The organism is Streptomyces scabichelini, from assembly GCF_011045015.1.
Lineage (GTDB): Bacteria > Actinomycetota > Actinomycetes > Streptomycetales > Streptomycetaceae > Streptomyces > Streptomyces scabichelini.
Window position 1 is genome coordinate 44,179 of the sequence record NZ_JAAKZY010000005.1, and the last position, 17,932, is coordinate 62,110.

Below are 17,932 nucleotides of genomic sequence, written 5' to 3' on the forward strand. Positions count from 1 at the left end.
TTCGCCGTCCGGGGAGCCTTCCAGGCACCCGTTCGGCAGAGACCAGGCCCGGACGTCCGTGCCGACACACCTTCGGCCCGCCCCACGTCGGCTTTCGTCGTCAGGACGGGCGCTAGCCCCGCACTTTCGCGCCTGTGGTCTCCAGGCGTGCGTCGAGGGCTTCTACGTCGGGAAGGAACCAGATATGACTTGCCGTATTGGATTCGTGCACCAGAGCGCGCAGTGCGGCACTGGCCTCCATATGTCGGGAGATATCACCGATGATGGCCAGCCGCATTCGATAGTTGACGAACTTCTGCATGATTTCGCCAGCGATACGGGTGCCGAGAGAGAAGAATTTTTCGTCCAGGCGACTCACAGGCACGGCCACGATCTCGGCGTCGAACAGTGCCGAACCGATCAAGTCCAGTGCGTCCTGCTCGGTGACCACGGGGGGTCCGGCCGGGTCGCACATCAATACCTGTAACCCGCGCCGTTCCTGTAGTAAGTCCGTCAATTCGCTTCCCCCGTAGTGAAAAATCATGAGCACGATCGCCGAGGAAGCTAACACGCACGTGATTAACGGGTCAACGTCCCCCAAGGCCACGGAAGACTATTCCAGCCAAGTTGCAACATACATGTTTACCGGCCGTCCGCCCCCTGCTGCGCGACCGCGGATCCCCCAGAATCGCCGGTTCCCCCAGGGCCCACTCGCCGGTCGGGCGGATGACGGACGGGCCCCTGACGCGCCACAAGAGAGCGGGCACCCACGAGCGCGAGGCGGTTCCGCCTGGTCGGCGCAGGGAACCGCACCGGAACGGGTCAGTGGCCGGAAATCGGCAGGCAAGGTTTTCGGAGCCGGACCCGCCCGGACCGCGGCAGCACGGCCACCGGATCGCCGGCCGGCGATCCCGGAGCCCACGAAGGGGTGAGGGGTGGCGGCCGCAGGCGTCCCCCTACCGAAACGCGCCACTCCGATTCCCGCGCCCAGTACGCTCGGCAAGCTCCCGCAGGTGCGGACCGCAGGCGTTTCACGCTTTCCCGGTGGCTCACCGGACGATTTCTCGCGCGAAAGCCCAAGCCGCTTCCGCTCGCCGGGGAAGTCTTGCGGAACACGGCATTTAATGATCGACTGCCCGCACCGGCTCCCCGTACACCCATTCATGGTGCGCACCGAATTCGTCGTTGAAAGTTTGATTGACAACGGGAGGAATTATGTCCAGCGGCCACGACGGCGCGGCTCCGCTCCAGATAGACGAGAAGGAATTCGAGCAAGATCCGCATGCGTTATACGACGTGCTTCGCTCTGAGGCACCGGTCCGCGAAATCATCGCACCGGGCGGGACCAAGGTCTGGCTCGTCACTCGCTACGACGACGCCAAGTCCGTACTGAACGACAATCGTCTGTCCAAGAACATCGAGGCCGGCCAGAAGGTCATCCAGCGGCACACCGACGGCGAGACCGGCATGGTGTTCGCCAGCGAGTTGGCCGCGCACATGATGAACGCCGATCCGCCGGACCACACCCGGCTGCGCAAGCAGGTCAACAAGGTGTTCACGCAGCGAGCGGTGGAGAAACTGGGTCCCCGGATCGAGGAGATCACCACCGAACTGCTCGATGCGATGGAGGGCCACGACGAGGTGGACCTGATGCGCGCCCTCGCCTACCCGCTGCCCATGGCGGTGATCTGCGAGCTCCTGGGCGTTCCGTCCGACGACCAGGAGCGCTTCAAGGGCTGGGTCCCCACCCAGCTCTCCGGCGGGGATCCGGAGAGCATGGCGCAGGCCACGACGGCTCTGCTCGGATATCTGTACGAATTGATCGAGAGCAAGCGGTCGGAACCGGCGGACGACCTGCTCACCGGCCTGGTGCGCTCCAGCGACGACGGCAAGCTGAACACCCAGGAACTGGTGTCGATGGCGTTCCTGCTGCTGGTCGCGGGCAACGAGACGACGGTCAACCTCATCGGCAACGGCGCGTACGCGCTGCTCCGCCACCCCGACCAGCTCGCCGCTCTGCGCGCGGACCGCTCCTTGATGCCCGGGACGGTCGACGAGCTGCTCCGCTACGAGAGCCCGGTCAACACGTCGTCGCTGCGCTTCACCACCGAGCCGATCGAGGTCGGCGGCGTGGTCATACCGGAGGGCGAGCTGGTGGTGGTCGCTCTCACGTCGGCCAACCGGGACGAGTCCCAGTTCCCGGACGCGGCCAGCCTGGACATCCATCGTCAGGCGAGCGCCAACCTGTCCTTCGGACACGGCATCCACTACTGCGTCGGAGCGCAGCTGGCCCGGCTGGAGGCACAGATAGCCTTCGACCGGCTCTTCGACCGGTTCCCGCACATCCGGCTGGCGGCCGACCCGACCGACCTCCGCTGGCAGCCGGGAACGGCCCTGCGCGGGCTGAGATCTCTGCCCGTGTCGCTCGGTGCCGAGCAGGGCTGACTCGCCCGGTGCGGGCTTCCCGCGCGGCGAAGCCCGGAAGAGCTGCGGGGTCGCCCGGCGCCCGTGAGCCGGCCGCACCGGCGTTGACGCCCTAGGCCGGTGGCAGTTGCTGTAAGGGAGCGTGACCGCGGCGGCGAAGCGTCGCGGTCACGCTCCCTCCTCCGCGCACAGATGTGGCCGTGGTCGGTGTCCGCGTGCCCTTGGTGATCTACTTGTGCATCTGCGGGTGCCTTGACGGCAATCGCCCCGTTGAGGACCACGAACCGAGTGTGTAGGAGTAGGACTGCGATGAGCCATGAATCAACGCTGCGTCGGTTAGCCGCCGAACCCATGATCGACCTGCCCGCCGGAGAGATCGTGCTGCGGGACGAGGGCACGATGACGGACTGGAAGGTCGAGGTCGCCGCCTTCCAGTTGGCGCCGACTCCGGTCACCCGCGAGCTGTACGCCGCTGTGCTGGGCGAGGCGCCGGAGAGCTCAGCGGGGCCTCGAACGCCGGTGACCGAGGTCTCATGGAAGGACGCCGTCCGGTTCTGCAACCTGTTCTCGCAGGTGGCCGGGCTCGATCCCTGCTACTCGATGGGCGACAGCCGCGACGCGGAGGACGTGGTCTGCGACTGGGCGGCCAACGGCTACCGTCTTCCGTCCGAGGCGGAATGGGAGTTCGCCTGTCGCGCCGGGAGTTCGGACGTCCGCTACGGAGAGCTGGACGAGATCGCGTGGTATCGCGGCAACTCCGGGGGCGAGCTGCACGACGTCGCGCAGCGGGAGCCGAACGCGTGGGGCCTCCACGACGTGATCGGCAATGTCTGGGAGTGGTGCTGGGACGTCTACGACCCCCGGGTCTACGGCCCGTACCGCGTCTTCCGCGGCGGCGGCTTCTTCGATCAGCCCCGGGGGTGCCGGGCGTCGTGCCGCCGCAAGAGCCACCCGACCCTCGCCATCGACGACCTCGGATTCAGGCTCGCCCGATCGCTGTGAGCGCGGCAGGTGGAAGAAAGCTCGGGAACGGGGGGCGTGGGACATGGGGTGTTGTGGTGATCGATGAGTTACTGCCTTCGCCCATCGGCACGGGCAGCACCTTCGTCGACTACGGCGCGGCGCTGACCGCCCTGTACCCGCAGGAGGCCGCCGCCGTCGCGAGCGCCAAGCCGAAGCGTCGACAGGAATACGCAAACGTCCGCATGTGCGCGCGCCGCGCCATGAGCGAACTGGGCGTGCCGCCGGCGCCCGTGCTGTCGGGCGCGCGTGGTGAACCGCTGTGGCCCGACGGCATCGTCGGCAGCTTGACCCACTGTCCCGGGTTCCGGGCCGCCGCCGTGGGCCGCTCCTCCGCGTTCGTCGGGCTCGGCATCGACGCCGAACCCGACCTTCCCCTGGCGGAGAATTTGCTGGAGTTCATCTCGCTGCCCCAGGAGCAGGCGCGGGTACACGCGTTGACGCAGTCCTCTCCCGGAGTCTGCTGGGACCGGTTGTTGTTCAGCGCCAAGGAGACGGTGTTCAAGATCTGGTTCCCGCTCGCCAAGCGCGAACTCGACTTCGACGAGGCGGACATCCGCATCGACCCCGACTCCGGCACCTTCTCCGCGCGACTGCTCGTCCTGGGCCCCACCGCCGACGGGGAGCGCATCGAAGGGTTCAACGGCCGGTGGCTCTCCCGCCAGGGCATACTGCTCACCGCGATCGCCCTGCGGCGGACCACGGCGCCGTGACCGTCACGGCTTCAGTCAGTCACTCTCGGCCGGCCGTCACGGAGCCGAAGGCCCTCCCGTACCAGACCAGCGGTGCGCCCTCGGAGCTTGGAAACCGTGCGTCGATGACCCTGCCCGCCAGCAGCTCGTGGTCACCCACCGGGATCGTGTCCAACGCCGCGCAGTGCAGGGACACGTGCGCATCGTCCAGGCAGGGCGGTCCGCCACCGCGCCACTGGGTGAAGTGAAGGCGTATCCAGCCATGGCAACTGTCCTTTATCACCTGGGCCGTGCGGCCTTCCGGTGGCGTTGGTTCGTCACCTTGTTGTGGGTGGCGGTACTGGGCGCCGCCGGTTTCGCCGCTTCGAAGGCGCCCGCCGTTGCGGATGAGGGCTTCACCATGCACGGCTCCCAGGTCGCCAGTGCCGTCGACCCCTTCCAGGCGAAGGCGATGAGCAGGGACGGTACGACGGCGTACGCGACCGTCAGCTTCAAGGCCGGCGCCGACGACCTGACCGATGCGAGCAAGAAGCACCTGGAGCGCGCCATCGACGGGGCCCGGGATGCGGGCCTGCCCGTCGAGGTCGGCGGCGACACGCTGGCCACCCAGCCCTCGGCTGGCGGTGCGGTCAAGGTGATCGGCATCGCGGTGGCCACCGTGGTCCTGCTGATCACCTTCGGGTCGCTGGCCGCCGCCGGGTTGCCGCTGCTGACCGCGACCCTCGGTGTCGGCGTCAGCGTGGCCGGGGTCATAGCCGCGTCGGAGGCGTTCGGCCTGTCCGAGAGCACCGGCACCCTGGCCACCATGCTCGGTCTGGCCTGCGGCATCGATTACGCCCTGTTCGTCGTCTCCCGGTATCGGGAGGAGTGCGCGAAGGGGCACACGCCGCGGGAGGCAACAGGTCTCGCTGCCGGTACGGCCGGTTCGGCGGTCGTCTTCGCCGGCCTCACTGTCGTCATCGCGCTGGCGGGGCAGTCCGTCGTCGGCATTCCGCTGCTCACCAAGATGGGGCTCGCCGCCGCTGCGACGGTTCTGGTCGCGGTGCTGGTGTGCCTGACGCTGGTCCCGGCCGTCCTCGGGTTCACCGATCCTGCGATGCGCACGCTGTACCGGGACTGGGCGGACATCGCTCGCGCCGTAGTGGCCCGCCTGCGAGGGGAGGCGGCGCGCCGGCCGGACGACCCGCGTCTGGCCCTGCTCGTCGGTGAACTGTCGGTGCGCGACGAGGACTTCCGGCGGTGGTGGGCGGACGACCGCGTGACGGAAAAGTGGACCGGCGCCCAGCACCTGCATCACCCCACCGTCGGCGACCTCACCCTTCGGTGGGACGCGCTCACCGGCACCGCCGACCGCGATCAGCAGCTTGTTGTGTGGACGGCCGAGCCCGGCACGCCGTCCCATGACGCGCTCCGGCTCCTCGTTCTGTGGACCGTCCAGTCCGTGCAGCGGGCTTTCGACCTGCTGGAACGCATCGCGACGCACCCCGAAGGCGCACGGTTGAGCAAACTCGCCGACGGCGCCGGCCTGAACCGAAGCACCGCCCACAATCTGCTCGCCTCCCTCGAAGGGCTCGGCTACATCACCCAGGACAAGAAGGGCGCCGCCTACCGGCTGACCGGCAAGCTCAACCGCCTGCTGCGCCTGGACGCCGAGGCAGAACACGCCCTGCGCGCCCGCATCCGGCCCGTACTCCAGAAGGTGAGCCAGGCATCGGGCGAGTCCACCTTCCTCGCGTTCGCCACCGGCACCGACTACCTGTGCGTGGACGCCGTGCAATCGGACCAGCCCCTGCACCTCGCCATCAGGCCCGGCGAGCGAAAGCCGCTGATCGGCGAGGCGCTCGGCCACGCCCTGCTCACAGCCAACGCCGACCTCGCTCACTTGGTCCGCGCCGATGACCCGGATCGGTGGGAACGCCACGCACAGGAGATCGCCGACGCCAAGCACCGCGGCTTCGCCCTCGACCTGGACAGCCAGCAGGCAGGGATCTCGTGTGTCGCGGTCGCGGTCACCCCACGCGCCGCGATCGCCGTTGCCGGGCCCACCAACCGCCTCCCGGAACCACCCCTCATCACGTCGCGGATGTCGTGGTACGAGAACCGCTCCTGACAAGGGTCCTGTTGTTTGTGGCTATCGCCGAGGCGGTCGCGGCAGGACGGGACCAAAGTGATGGGTGCCAACCCGCTTGTTCCATGCCGCGCAGGCCGAGTGCCAGATCGATGCCCGCTAATCAGCGGGACAAGTTTTGAGTCGGCCGCGGTTGGACCTGACGGTGCACCCGGCAACACGCTCAGACTTGACACAGAATCGACCTGGAAGCGTAGGTTCTCAGCCGCTGTGTCATGCGGCGACGCGGTGACCTGGACGTTTTCAGGCTGTCTCACGTCGAGTCATGTGCCTGCTGTCTCAGCGTCGTGTCATTTCCTCAGGTGAGTGCAGAACGGCCGACCACTCCTCAGTCCTGGTCCGCGCCGTCTGCTGTGTGGGGAAGCAGGGGGAACAGTCGGGTGATGAGGGCCACCGGTCGAGCGCCGTCGGGCCGGGCCAGGGGGCGTTGTTCGCGGTCCTGGTAGGGCGCGAGGGCCCGTCGGATCACGTCCGCGACCCGGCTCATCTCTTCGGGTGTCAGGTAGGCGACGGCGCTGAAGGCTTCGTCGTGGCGCCATTCGGACGGCGCTTCATCTCGCTGGGTCAGCCATCGCTGCCAGCTTTCGTCCTCCAGCCCACGAGCCAAGTCGCCGAACTGCTCCTCCGCCATGGGACCGTCGGCAGCGGGGGTGTGCTGCCTCAGACGCCATGGCCGTGCGCGGCCCCCGCGGTGGGGGGCTTCTTCGATGTATCCGTGGCGTGCGAGCTGGCGTAGGTGGAATGAGCAGAGGCCAGAGCTGTAACCCAGCCGGGAGGCGGCTTCGGTCGCCGTGACGGTGCCGACTTCAGCGAGCAGGTCCAGCAGGGCTGTGCGGACTTCGTGCTCACGCAATTCTTCGCCGCTGCCTGCCGCCTGGTCGTCCGGGGTGTTGACGTCATCTTCAGTCACTTTGCAAGTGATAGTCCTGCTGAAGGCGATCAGCTGCGGTGACCACCACGGCATCTGTGGCGTGCGCAAAAGGGAGACAGTCATGTCTGTTCGTCACGAGCGGTCCCATTCCGTCGACCGACGAGTCCGTGTGCAAGGCCGCCCGGTGGACACCTATCCGGCTCTGCCGCCAGAGGCGGGACGGGGTTCGGTTCGCAGGGTCACGGTCGTGGGCGAGGAGGTGCTGAGCCGTCCGCGCCGGGAGGTGACCGAGTTCGGGACTCCGGAGTTGTCGGCGTTAATCGACGACATGTTCCTGACCATGTATGTCGCCGACGGTGCCGGCCTGGCCGCCAACCAGGTTGGCGTTGGCCTACACCTATTCGTGTACGACTGCCCGGACGACTATGGAATCCGGCATGTCGGTCACATCATCAACCCGGTTCTGGACCTGCCCGATCCAGGGAGTCGGCGACTCGTTGACGAATTCGAGGGCTGCCTGTCCGTGCCCGGTGCCGCCATGGCGGTTCCCCGCACCGATCGTGCTGTCGCTCGTGGGTTCGACAAGGACGGCGACCCTCTCGTCATTGAGGGATTGGGTTACTTTGCCCGGTGTCTGCAGCATGAGACCGATCACCTTATCGGCCACACGTATCTTGATCGGCTCTCCAAGCGGGACCGCAAGGACGCGTTGCGGCAGATGGAAGACCGCAGGGAGGACGTCTTCGCGCAACGCGCGATCAAGGCCGCCAGTTTGGGTCGGTGAGACGCCGCATTAGCGTCTAGCCAGGGGTGCGGACCATTGGTCCCGTCGCTGAGTGGATCGCTGCGACAACAGCTTCGCCGAGTGGGGTCAGTCTCATCGGTGATGCCGTGGTTGCGCGGATGAAGAGCGGGTGCCCGATCTCTCGTTTCAGCCTCCCGATCCTGGTGATCAGTGCGGTGTGATGGGTCCCGAGCGCTTCGGCTGCTTCCTTGAGCGTTCGATAGTGCGCCACTGCGGCGAACTCGCGAAGGCGGTCCCATGCGCCGGGTCCCGTGAAGGCAGGACGGAGGATTTCCGGTGCCTCTCTGGCCTGAGCTGCCAACTGCGCGAGTTCGGGGCGGGTGTGCCCGTTCACCTTGGTCACGGGGATTCCGTGCAGCTTGGCCCAGCGGGTCATGGTCGTGGGGCTGAGGCCCTTCTCGCGGCCGAGCTCTGCCAGGGTCCGGCCGTGGACCAAGTACTGCTCGCGGAGCCATGCTCCGTCGACGTAGCCCTTGCGCGGGCCCGTTGCGTTGGGCTCGCGGATCTCGATGCAGTACTGCTCGGCGAGACGCCTCGTAACGTTGCGGCTGACGCCAGCGAGGTCCGCGATCTGGCGGAGGCCGAGACGTTCTGCGTAGTAGAGCCGCCGGAACTCGTCCGGCGGGAAGGCATGCTTCGCGATCCGCATGGCCTCGCCGTCGTTCCGCCGGCGACTGCGTGGCCTCGGCTGGGCCGGTGCGGGAGACCGGTGCAGCAGAACTCGGACAGCTTCATGTGACGTCCCGAGTTCGCGGGCGGCCTGCTCCGTCGTCATGGACGGTGAACGGATCATTTGATGAAGAATGCGGATGTCGATCTTCTCCAGGTCATGACCTGTTGTTTCCAGGCCGCTGGCAATCACTGTGCGAAAAGCCGGGACGGAGCGGCCACGGGCGAAGTGGTGTGCGGGGGTGTACGGCTATGCGTGCAGCGCGTAGTACACGCGGCCGTCGGTCCACACCGTGGTCACCGTGACGATGCCGTTGTGCGTCTTGCCCAACCGGCCCAGCCACTGCCGGCCCACGTGCGCGGTGGCCGTGCCGTCTTTGCGGTCCCCGGAGTCGTCGATCGCGATGACCCCGCCGTCGTGTGGAGCAGTCGCCGACTGCTCACGCAGCAGTTCCAGCCCCCGGTCATTGACCTGCTCGGCCGCCCAGGGCGACTCGGACAGGAAGAGCTGCACCGCTGCACCCCCGGCATGCCCGCACCGGCCACCGGCTCCGCCCCGGCCAGACGGGTGATCGTCTTGTTCCGCTCCCGCGGCGCCAGCAGCCCGTCAGGTACTCGCGAAAACCCCGCCGCTGGGCCAGGCCGAAGAAGAGGTCGTCGAACTGGGCCGCGTACTTCTCCAACGGACCCGGCGCGGGCGGACACGGACGGCGCGCAGTCATCTTCAGCCCCCAGCCACGCAGTTGGCTCCTATCAGCGGCCTACGACCAAGGTCTCCTGCTGGCCGGTGCCTTGCAGTTCTCCCCTTTCGGCGGGTCGGCGGGTGTCGGAGGTACCGTCACCCGGGGCGACCAGGCGCAGCAGCACCCGTAACGGGCATCGAGCCTCATACCGCCCTCTGAGTGAAGAATTCCCAACCATCCTGGCAAACCCGCGGATCAGCACAAGATCCACGGACAGCATCAGTGCGACAGGACACGGCTGATCTGGTCGCTGAGTGCTTTAGTCGGTCGCTCGAGCGCCGCGGTTGACCCGGCTGAACACAAGGCCGCGGTTTCTGCAGGGCGACTGACCCGAGCGGAGTTCGGTCTGTCGCTCAGTAGCCGGGCGGGATCCGGTCCTGCGGCCCGTCAGCCACCTCTGCCGCGCCGTCTTCCATCTGCGCCCGCTTGGCCACGGCCGGGTCGGTCGAGTCCGAGACCAGCTCCGCGATGCGCAGGGTGCACTCCCACTCCGTCAGCCTGCCTTTGATCACCACCAGGTATGACTCCTGGTCGGCGAAGCGGTACACGTGGCGCCGCTTCTCGACGATATTTTTGCTCGGCACATACGTGTGGAGGGCAGCACGGAGTGCCTGCAGTGCCTGGTCCTTCGTTTCCTGCCCACGGGCGATGAACTCGGTCCTGTGCACGTCGCTGTAGTACTCCGCGATCACGACCCAGTTGCCCATGCCCACTCCCGCTCGGCGCCGTTGCCAGTCAGCCACAGCTCAACCGCCGGGACAAGACCAATGCAGACCGAGGGGGACCGCCACGCCGCGGCGGGTGGGACGAGCGGCTGACTGGCAACGGCGCCGAGCGGTTAGAGCGGTCCACAGGACGCAGGCACGCTGCCCCAAAGAAGGCGAAAAGCAGGGGCGGACGACAGAGGGAGTCCGCCCCGCCGACCCTCGGGTTGGCGGGGCGGCGGGCCGGCGGGGCGGGGGGTCTTCAAGTTCGTATTCGGCCTTCAGAGCCGGATGCGGAATCCTGCGCTGAGCTGTTGCTCCCGCCGTGAGCTGGGGCCGACGCGGAGTGTGAACTCACCTGGTTCGACCACTCGGCGGTTGTCGGCCGTGACCAGTGAGCACTGCGAGGCAGGGATGCTGAGGTGGACGTCCAGGCTTGCGCCGGGACGGATTTCGACCTGAGCGAAAGCCTTCAGCTCCTGCTCGGCCCAGGTGACGCTGGTGGTCAGGTCGCTGATGTATGCCTGGACCGTTTCCAGGGCCCGGCGGCTGCCGCTGTTGGTGAGCCGCACCGTGGCGTCGACGGTGCCGTCGACGGCGACGTCTTCCTCCTGCACGACAAGGTCGGAGTAGGTGACGGTGGTGTAGGAGAGGCCCTCACCGAACGCGAACATCGGGTCCTGGGTGAGATCCGCGTAGCGGTTCCCGTGCTGGCCTCGCACCTGGTTGTAGAAGACCGGTTGCTGCCCGACGTGGCGTGCGAAGGAGACCGGGAGCCGGCCGCTGGGTTCGATGAGTCCGAGGCAGAATTCGGCGATGGCGCGGCCGCCGCGCATGCCCGGGTTGAACGCCTCGATGAGTGCCGCCGCGTTCAGTGCCGAGTCCGGGAGGGTGCTCGGCTTGGACTGGGCGAGTACGACGGACGACAGGGGATCGGACGGTGCGTCGTGGAGTCGTATGAAGGGGAGCCCGCCGCGTGACAGAGGAACAGGCCCGGTTCTACTGGCTTCCCCATCCTGGCGCCGCAGCTCCATCGGACCCCTGGCAGCCCCTCAGCGACGCCGTCTACTGGGAGCGCTCAGCCCGCGCCCCGGACCGCCGGGCGCTGTTCGCCTCGGCCCCGGACTGGGCGGACGACCTTCAGCGAGTAGCGCGCGCAGTCTTCGCAGCGGACCGGTACACCAACCGCAGGAACGGCTTCGACCGCTGGACTCGGCACATCGCCCTGTCGGTGCCGGTCGCCAACCCGGACCGCTGGCAGCGTGCCTTGCCCTCCCTCACCGCATTGCCGGCGATGGTTACTGGGGACCGCTGGGAGATCTCGTTTCGTCCGTCGGGCGGGAAGCTGGTCCGCGGGGGACCGATCTCTTTCCCCGTCGAGCAGTACGCACGAGAAGTCGCCCTGTTCTCCGGCGGACTCGACTCCCTCGGCTGGGCGGCCCAGCGCGCCACGATACGCAGCCCGCGCGCCCTGCTCCTCGCCATGTTCGAGGAAAGGAACTTCGAGACCGAACAGGACCACGTGTACGACGCCGTGTACGGCCTGCGCGAGCGCCCCGTGCGCCGCCTCGACCAAAGCCAGACAGTACGCGGCCCTCGCGGCACGGGCCTGCGGCCGGATCGCTCCACACGCTCGCGCGGCCTCCTGTACGCGGCGACCGCCGTGCATGGGGCCGCAGCGGAACGCATCTCGGTCGTCCACCTGCCGGAGAACGGCCAGCTCGCGCTCAACCCACCACTGTCCGCCGCCAGATCGGGATCCTGCTCAACCCGATCGGTGCACCCGTGGACGCCGCATCACCTCAATCAGGTGATCGCCGAGGTGTCGACAGGGGAAGAGGACCCGGACCCAACTATTCGTGTGGAGTACCCCTTCGCGACGCTCACCAAGGGCGAAGTCTGCGCAGAGGGAGGGCTTTCGGCGAAGACCGTACTCCGTACGCTGCCGATCCCTGGGATCACACCCTGGCCCGCGGAAGGCGTCCTGACGGCGTCCGGCACAAGGACGTGCCGTGCCGACCTGAACCCGCCGGCTGCTGCGGTCGTGCACGATCCGCATACGCGGTATCGGGATGCGAGAGCCGGTGTCTCACATCCCGATACTGCATTGTCCCGCGCGACCTGATCGATCAAGCTTCTCCTCATGTCGCCTCACCGTCTCTCCGAAAGCGCCGGCTTCTGCCTTGTGCTCATCGGTGTGCACGCGCACGCGGTGTCCGACATCGACTGTCGCTGAGTCCCGGGCTCGAAGAGGCGTTCCTCGCCTCCCCGTTGTCACCATCCCGAGCCCAATCCGGCACAACCCCACTTCTTGTGTCGTCGGTGCGGTCTCGCACAACTCAGCGCTCACAGCCGGCTGTTCACTGCCTTCCGACGGCACTCCAGCCTCGAAAGGCATCCATCCCCCATGCGTGAACGCAGACTGATATCCCAGCGCGCCACCGTGACCGCCGTCAGCCTCGCCCTCCTTGGAGGACTCGCGGGCTGCTCCGGGCCGAAGGACAACGCCGCGGATTCCGGAGGGGGCGACGGAAAGCCCGCCAAGGGCGGCAAGCTCACCGTGCTCAACTCCGAGGCTCAATCGGACTTCGACCCGGCCCGCCTGTACACCTCCGGCGGCGGCAACGTCCCCTCGCTGGTCTTCCGTACGCTGACGACCCGCAACCGGGCGGCCGGTGCCGCGGGCACGAAGGTGGTCCCCGACCTCGCCACGGACCTCGGCACCCCCAGCAAGAACGCCACGGTGTGGACGTACACGCTCAAGGAGGGGCTGAAGTTCGAGGACGGCTCCGCCATCACGTCCGCCGACATCAAGTACGGCGTGGAGCGGTCCTTCGCCGCCGAACTCTCCGGCGGGGCCCCGTACTTGCGCGACTGGCTGATCGGCGGCGACACCTACCAGGGCCCCTACGAGTCCGGCTCGGGCAAGAAGACGCTCGACTCCATCGAGACGCCGGACGAACGGACCATCGTTTTCAAGCTGAAGAAGCCTGTCGGCGACTTCCCCTACCTGGCGACCCAGACCCAGTTCGCGCCCGTGCCCAAGGACAAGGACACCGGCACCAAGTACGAGGAACACCCGATCTCCTCCGGACCGTACAAGGTCGTCAAGAACACCAACGACGGCGAACGGCTCCAGCTGGAGCGCAACCCCCACTGGTCCGAAAAGGCCGACGACCAGCGCAAGGCATACGCCGACACCGTCGACGTGCGCTCCGGACTCGACCCGGCGGTCATCAACCAGCGGCTGTCGACCAGTTCGGGGGACGACGCGCGTGCGGTCACGACGGACACGAACCTCGGTCCCGCCGAGCTCGCCCAGACCGGCCAGGACAAGGCCCTGAAGTCCCGGGTCGGCGTCGGGCACTTCGGCTACACCAACTACCTGGCGTTCAACCCGAAGGTGAAGCCGTTCGACAAGCCCGAGGTGCGGCAGGCGATCTCGTACGCCATCGGGCGCAGCAGCGTCATCAACGCCGTGGGCGGTTCCTCGCTCGCCGAGCCCGCCACCACCTTCCTGCCGAACCAGAAGGCCTTCGGCTACACGCCGTACGACCACTTCCCGGCGGGCAAGAACGGCGACCCGGCGAAGGCCAAGGAGGTGCTGGCGAAGGCCGGTTACAAGAGCGGGCTCTCCGTGACCCTCACCCACTCCACCGACGAGGGCGAGATGGGACCCAAGGTCGCCTCGGCCGTCCAGCAGTCCCTGGCGAAGGCCGGCATCACGGTGAAGCTCAAGGGCCTGGAGGGCAACGCCTACAACGAGGAGCGCTGGGACGCCGACGGCACCCCCGGTTTCTTCCTCACCCGCTGGGGCGCCGACTGGCCCGCCGGCTACCCGTTCCTCGCCCCGATCTTCGACGGCCGGCAGATCGTCAAGGACGGCTCCAACTTCAACCACGCGCAGTTCAACGACCCCGCGATCAACAAGGAGTTCGACGCGATCCACGAGCTCACCGACCTGAACGCAGCGGCCGAGCGGTGGGGCGCCCTGGACCAGAAGATCGGTGAGCAGGCCCTCACCGTGCCGCTCTACCACCCGGTCTACCAGCGGCTGGTCGGCAAGGACATCAAGAACGTCGTCATCAGCGACTGGACCGGCGTCCTCGACATCTCGCTGGTGGCGGTCAAGTAATGACTGTGCAGGACGTGTTGACTCCCGGGGCGGGCGAACCGGCCGCCCCGGGGCCGGCGGCGGGGGCCCGCGGTGCGTGGCGCAGGCTGCGCACCCGGCCCTCGGCCGTCGTCGCGGGCGCGGTGCTCGCCGCGCTGATCCTCGCCGCACTCGCCGCGCCGCTGCTCACGGCGCTCGCCGGACAGGACCCGTACACCTACCACGACGAGCTGGTCGACTCCGCGAGCGGCGGCGCACCGAAGGGTTCCTTCGGCGGTGTCAGCGGCGAGCACTGGCTGGGGGTCGAACCGGGCACCGGGCGCGACCTGTTCGCCCGGCTGGTGTACGGGGCCCGGGTGTCGCTGCTCGTGGCGGCGGGGGCGACGGTGCTGCAGGTGGTGATCGGTGTGAGTGTGGGCCTGGCCGCGGCGCTCGGCAGCAGGTGGGCGGACCAGGTCCTCAGCCGGGTCACCGATGTGATGGTGGCGCTGCCGATGCTGGTTCTCGCCATCGCGCTGACCACCGTGGTGCCCGACGACTTCCCGCGCCCGCTACTGCTCGTCCTCGTCATGGGCGTCCTCAACTGGGGCGGCACCTCCCGGGTCGTACGGGCTCAGACCCTGACCCTGCGCCGTCTCGACTTCGTCGCCGCGGCCCGGCTGGGCGGCTCGGGCCCGTTGCGTGTGGTCCGGCGGGAGCTGCTGCCGTCGCTCGCGGCGCCCGTCATCACCTACGCGGCCATCCTCCTGCCGTCGAACATCGTGCTGGAGGCGTCGCTGTCGTTCCTCGGCATCGGCGTGAAGCCGCCCACGCCCTCGTGGGGTCAGATGCTGTCGACGGCGACCACCTGGTTCCGTGCCGACCCGATGTACGTCCTGCTGCCGTCCGGGCTGCTGTTCGTCACCGTCCTCGCCTTCACCGTGCTGGGCGACGCGGTGCGCACCGCACTCGACCCGCGCGAGGCGAGCCGTCTTCGGGTGGGCACCCGCAAGGAGAAGACCCGTGACTGACCGTTTCCCGTTCCCGGGCGTGCGCTTCGCGGCGAAACGCCTGCTGGGTGCCGTACTGGTCCTGCTGGTGCTGTCCGTCGTCCTGTACGCGCTCTTCTATCTCGTCCCCGGCAACCCGGCCCAGCTCGCGTGCGGAGAGCGCTGCAGTCCGGCCCAGGTGGCGCAGGTGCGCGAGCGACTGGGGCTCGACGAGCCGGCGCATGCCCAGTATCTGCACTTCCTGCAGGGCGTGTTCGCGGGCCGCGACTACTCGGCGGGCACCTCGCTGCAGCACTGCTCCGCGCCCTGCCTGGGCTTGTCCCACCAGAACGACCAGCAGGTCACCTCGCTGATCGTGGAAGGGCTCCCGGCCACCGCCTCGCTCGCCTTCGGCGCGATGGTGGTGTGGCTGGCGCTGGGTGTCGGTACGGGGCTGTTGTCCGCACTGCGGCGGGGAGGGGCGACCGAGCGCGTGCTGACCGTCCTGACTCTGGCCGGGACCGGCACGCCGGTCTTCATCCTGGGTCTGCTGCTGCTCATGTCCGTGTGCGCCTATCTGCAGTGGCTGCCGTTCCCGTCGTACGTCCCGCTGGCCCAGGACCCCGAGCAGTGGGCCTGGAACATGCTGCTGCCCTGGCTGACGCTGGGCCTCTTCGAGAGCGCGAAGTACGCCCGGCTCACGCGTTCCTCCACCCTGGAGGTCCTCGCCGAGGACCACATCCGCACCTTCCGTGCGTACGGGGTGAGTGAACGTGCCGTCGTCGCCCGGCACGCGCTGCGCGGGGCGCTGCCTCCCGTGATCGCCCTGAGCGCCCTGGACCTGGGAACGATGATGGGCGGCGCGATGCTCACCGAGCAGCTCTTCGGCCTCCCGGGCCTTGGCCGACTCCTCATCGAGAGCGTCCGCTCCGTCGACCTGCCGGTCGTCGTCGGTGTGGTCCTCGTCATCGGGACAGCCGTGGTTCTCGCCAACGCCGTCGCGGACGTCCTCTACGCCATGGCCGACCGAAGGGTGGTCCTGTCATGACACCGGAGCAGCGGGCTGCGGGTTCTGCAGCGGAGACCGCCGAACCGCTGATCGACGTCCAAGGACTGACCGTCGACTTCCCCACGAGCGAGGAGACCGTACGGGCGGTCGACGACCTCTCCTTCCGGCTCACCGCCGGGCAGGCGCTCGGCATCGTGGGCGAGTCCGGTTCCGGGAAGAGCACGGTCGCCGCGGCGCTGCTGGGCCTCCATCGCGGCACCGGAGCACGCCTGACGGGCACCGTACGGGTCGGCGGAACCGACGTAGGGACCGCGTCCGTACGGGAGTTGCGACGTCTGCGCGGCGGCACCGCCGCCATGGTGTTCCAGGATCCGCTGTCCTCCCTCGACCCCTACATGGCCGTCGGCGACCAGATCGCCGAGGTCCACCGGACCCACGCGCCGCATGTCTCCCGGCGCGCGGCGCGGCAGCGCGCGGTGAGTGTGCTGGACAGAGTCGGCATCCCCGACGCGGCACGCCGCTCCCGGTCCCGGCCGCACGAGTTCAGCGGCGGCATGCGGCAGCGCGCCCTGATCGCGATGGCGCTCGCCTGCGAACCGCGGGTGCTGGTGGCCGACGAGCCGACCACCGCTTTGGACGTGACGGTCCAGGCCCAGATCCTCGACCTGCTGCACGACCTGCGCGAGGAGACCGGCATGGGCCTGATCCTGGTCTCCCACGACCTGGGTGTGATGGCGGGCAGCGTGGAGGACATGCTGGTCATGAAGAACGGGCGCGCCGTCGAGCACGGCCCGGTCGGCACGGTCCTCAGCGCCCCGCAGCAGCCGTACACCCGCGAACTGCTGGCCGCCGTGCCCCGGGTGGAGACCCGTCGTACCCCGGTCGCCTCCGTGGCTGCCGTCTCCGGCGCATCCGGCGGAGACGTCCTGCTGGAAGCGGTGGAGGTGCGCAGGGAGTTCGGGCGCAGGAAGGACCGCACGGTCGCCGTGGACGGTGTGTCGCTGACCGTGGCGCAGGGAGAGACCCTCGGGATCGTCGGTGAGTCGGGCAGCGGCAAGACCACACTGGGCCGGATGCTGGTCCGTCTGCTGGAGCCGAGCGCCGGCTCCGTCCGTTACGCCGGGCGCGAGTTGACCGGTATCCGCAGCGACCTGCAGATGGTTTTCCAGGACCCGGTCTCCTCGCTCAACCCGCGCCGCAGCATCGGCGAATCCGTCGCCGACCCGCTGCGCGCCGCCGGAACCCTCACCGACGCGGAGATCACACGGCGCGTGCGGAAACTCCTGGAGCGCGTCGGGCTCGACCCGCGGTGGTACCACCGCTATCCGCACGAGTTCAGCGGCGGTCAGCGCCAGCGCGTCGGTATCGCCCGGGCGCTCGCACCCGGCCCCAGGCTCATCGTGTGCGACGAACCGGTCTCCGCACTCGACGTCACCACCCAGGCGCAGGTCCTGGACCTCCTGGCAGAGCTCCAACGCGACCTCGGGCTCGGCCTGGTGCTGATCGCCCATGACCTTGCGGTGGTGCGACAGGCCAGCGACCGGGTGGTGGTCATGCGCCAGGGCACCGTCGTCGAGGAGGGCTCTGCAGACGCGGTCTACGACGCCCCCCAGGATCCCTACACCAAGGCCCTGCTGGCAGCTGTCCCGGTGCTCGACCCGGCGGAAGCGACCCTGCGACGTGCGGCTCGCAGAAGCAGCGACGGCGGCAGGGTACTCAGGGCGGCTGCCGGGTGGCGTCTCTGATTGGCTCAGTGATCCTGAGCGTTGCTCAGGCGTGTGAGCCGATCGTCTTCGTGCCCTGGTG

Annotated in this window: 16 protein-coding genes and 1 pseudogene; 10 read left to right on the forward strand and 7 right to left on the reverse strand. The window is 68.4% G+C overall.

Translation table 11 applies throughout. The features are described from left to right. Window positions 1-112: 112 nt before the first annotated feature. On the reverse strand, window positions 113-496 hold the full coding sequence (locus tag G5C60_RS02595; RefSeq protein WP_165254578.1) for a DUF4180 domain-containing protein: 384 nt from the start codon (window positions 494-496) through the stop codon (window positions 113-115). Window positions 497-1,194: 698 nt separating this feature from the next. Between G5C60_RS02595 and G5C60_RS02600 the strand changes: the two genes are divergently transcribed. The 3 genes from G5C60_RS02600 (at window position 1,195) to G5C60_RS02610 (ending at window position 4,136) form a co-directional block, all read left to right on the forward strand. Beyond that, window positions 1,195-2,424: a cytochrome P450 family protein gene (locus G5C60_RS02600; protein WP_165254516.1), complete on the forward strand. Its 1,230-nt coding sequence runs from the start codon at window positions 1,195-1,197 to the stop codon at window positions 2,422-2,424. Between the two features lie 288 nt (window positions 2,425-2,712). After that, on the forward strand, window positions 2,713-3,405 hold the full coding sequence (locus G5C60_RS02605; RefSeq protein WP_241266442.1) for a formylglycine-generating enzyme family protein: 693 nt from the start codon (window positions 2,713-2,715) through the stop codon (window positions 3,403-3,405). Window positions 3,406-3,461: 56 nt separating this feature from the next. Continuing rightward, the gene (locus tag G5C60_RS02610) at window positions 3,462-4,136 is read left to right on the forward strand and encodes a 4'-phosphopantetheinyl transferase superfamily protein (protein WP_165254517.1); all 675 of its coding nucleotides are present in this window, start codon (window positions 3,462-3,464) and stop codon (window positions 4,134-4,136) included. Window positions 4,137-4,155: 19 nt separating this feature from the next. Here the strand turns inward: G5C60_RS02610 and G5C60_RS53520 are convergent, their stop codons facing one another. After that, the gene (locus G5C60_RS53520; RefSeq protein ID WP_338145663.1) at window positions 4,156-4,398 is read right to left on the reverse strand and encodes a flavin reductase; all 243 of its coding nucleotides are present in this window, start codon (window positions 4,396-4,398) and stop codon (window positions 4,156-4,158) included. Here G5C60_RS53520 and G5C60_RS02620 point away from each other — a divergent pair. Beyond that, the gene (locus G5C60_RS02620; RefSeq protein ID WP_165254519.1) at window positions 4,378-6,225 is read left to right on the forward strand and encodes an MMPL family transporter; all 1,848 of its coding nucleotides are present in this window, start codon (window positions 4,378-4,380) and stop codon (window positions 6,223-6,225) included. The genes G5C60_RS53520 and G5C60_RS02620 overlap by 21 nt on opposite strands. A gap of 346 nt (window positions 6,226-6,571) precedes the next feature. Here the strand turns inward: G5C60_RS02620 and G5C60_RS02625 are convergent, their stop codons facing one another. Then, window positions 6,572-7,153, reverse strand: coding sequence for a helix-turn-helix domain-containing protein (locus G5C60_RS02625; protein ID WP_165254580.1), 582 nt, complete (start codon window positions 7,151-7,153; stop codon window positions 6,572-6,574). A gap of 82 nt (window positions 7,154-7,235) precedes the next feature. Between G5C60_RS02625 and def the strand changes: the two genes are divergently transcribed. Then, the gene (gene def, locus G5C60_RS02630; RefSeq protein WP_165254520.1) at window positions 7,236-7,898 is read left to right on the forward strand and encodes a peptide deformylase; all 663 of its coding nucleotides are present in this window, start codon (window positions 7,236-7,238) and stop codon (window positions 7,896-7,898) included. Window positions 7,899-7,914: 16 nt separating this feature from the next. Here the strand turns inward: def and G5C60_RS53525 are convergent, their stop codons facing one another. The 4 genes and pseudogenes from G5C60_RS53525 to G5C60_RS02650 form a co-directional block, all read right to left on the reverse strand. Continuing rightward, a complete protein-coding gene (locus G5C60_RS53525; protein ID WP_338145664.1) occupies window positions 7,915-8,781 on the reverse strand; it encodes a helix-turn-helix domain-containing protein in 867 nt (288 codons plus the stop codon). A gap of 60 nt (window positions 8,782-8,841) precedes the next feature. Next, window positions 8,842-9,310: pseudogene (locus G5C60_RS53945) on the reverse strand (transposase); the annotation flags it as partial. A gap of 374 nt (window positions 9,311-9,684) precedes the next feature. Then, window positions 9,685-10,038: a hypothetical protein gene (locus G5C60_RS02645; RefSeq protein ID WP_165254521.1), complete on the reverse strand. Its 354-nt coding sequence runs from the start codon at window positions 10,036-10,038 to the stop codon at window positions 9,685-9,687. Window positions 10,039-10,316: 278 nt separating this feature from the next. Next, window positions 10,317-11,069, reverse strand: coding sequence for a fibronectin type III-like domain-contianing protein (locus G5C60_RS02650; protein ID WP_165254522.1), 753 nt, complete (start codon window positions 11,067-11,069; stop codon window positions 10,317-10,319). Between G5C60_RS02650 and G5C60_RS02655 the strand changes: the two genes are divergently transcribed. From G5C60_RS02655 to G5C60_RS02675, 5 genes are all read left to right on the forward strand, one after another. Further along, window positions 11,012-12,160, forward strand: a complete 1,149-nt coding sequence (locus G5C60_RS02655; protein ID WP_165254523.1) for a hypothetical protein — start codon at window positions 11,012-11,014, stop codon at window positions 12,158-12,160. The genes G5C60_RS02650 and G5C60_RS02655 overlap by 58 nt on opposite strands. Window positions 12,161-12,442: 282 nt before the next feature. Then, on the forward strand, window positions 12,443-14,170 hold the full coding sequence (locus tag G5C60_RS02660) for an ABC transporter substrate-binding protein (RefSeq protein ID WP_165254524.1): 1,728 nt from the start codon (window positions 12,443-12,445) through the stop codon (window positions 14,168-14,170). Then, window positions 14,170-15,159, forward strand: coding sequence for an ABC transporter permease (locus tag G5C60_RS02665; RefSeq protein ID WP_165254525.1), 990 nt, complete (start codon window positions 14,170-14,172; stop codon window positions 15,157-15,159). Before G5C60_RS02660 ends, G5C60_RS02665 begins: the two co-directional genes overlap by 1 nt. After that, a complete protein-coding gene (locus G5C60_RS02670; protein WP_338145666.1) occupies window positions 15,152-16,165 on the forward strand; it encodes an ABC transporter permease in 1,014 nt (337 codons plus the stop codon). Before G5C60_RS02665 ends, G5C60_RS02670 begins: the two co-directional genes overlap by 8 nt. Further along, entirely contained in the window at window positions 16,162-17,871 is a 1,710-nt protein-coding gene (locus tag G5C60_RS02675; protein WP_165254526.1) for a dipeptide ABC transporter ATP-binding protein, read from the forward strand. Before G5C60_RS02670 ends, G5C60_RS02675 begins: the two co-directional genes overlap by 4 nt. Window positions 17,872-17,932: the final 61 nt, after the last annotated feature.

Bases quoted from the DNA above. Each gene is read 5' to 3' on its own strand.
- G5C60_RS02600 (WP_165254516.1), top strand. From the start codon at position 1,195: ATGTCCAGCGGCCACGACGGCGCGGCTCCGCTCCAGATAGACGAGAAG.
- G5C60_RS02650 (WP_165254522.1), bottom strand. From the start codon at position 11,069: ATGGAGCTGCGGCGCCAGGATGGGGAAGCCAGTAGAACCGGGCCTGTT.
- G5C60_RS02660 (WP_165254524.1), top strand. From the start codon at position 12,443: ATGCGTGAACGCAGACTGATATCCCAGCGCGCCACCGTGACCGCCGTC.
- def (WP_165254520.1), top strand. From the start codon at position 7,236: ATGTCTGTTCGTCACGAGCGGTCCCATTCCGTCGACCGACGAGTCCGT.
- G5C60_RS02675 (WP_165254526.1), top strand. From the start codon at position 16,162: ATGACACCGGAGCAGCGGGCTGCGGGTTCTGCAGCGGAGACCGCCGAA.
- G5C60_RS02645 (WP_165254521.1), bottom strand. From the start codon at position 10,038: ATGGGCAACTGGGTCGTGATCGCGGAGTACTACAGCGACGTGCACAGG.
- G5C60_RS02605 (WP_241266442.1), top strand. From the start codon at position 2,713: ATGAGCCATGAATCAACGCTGCGTCGGTTAGCCGCCGAACCCATGATC.
- G5C60_RS02620 (WP_165254519.1), top strand. From the start codon at position 4,378: ATGGCAACTGTCCTTTATCACCTGGGCCGTGCGGCCTTCCGGTGGCGT.
- G5C60_RS02665 (WP_165254525.1), top strand. From the start codon at position 14,170: ATGACTGTGCAGGACGTGTTGACTCCCGGGGCGGGCGAACCGGCCGCC.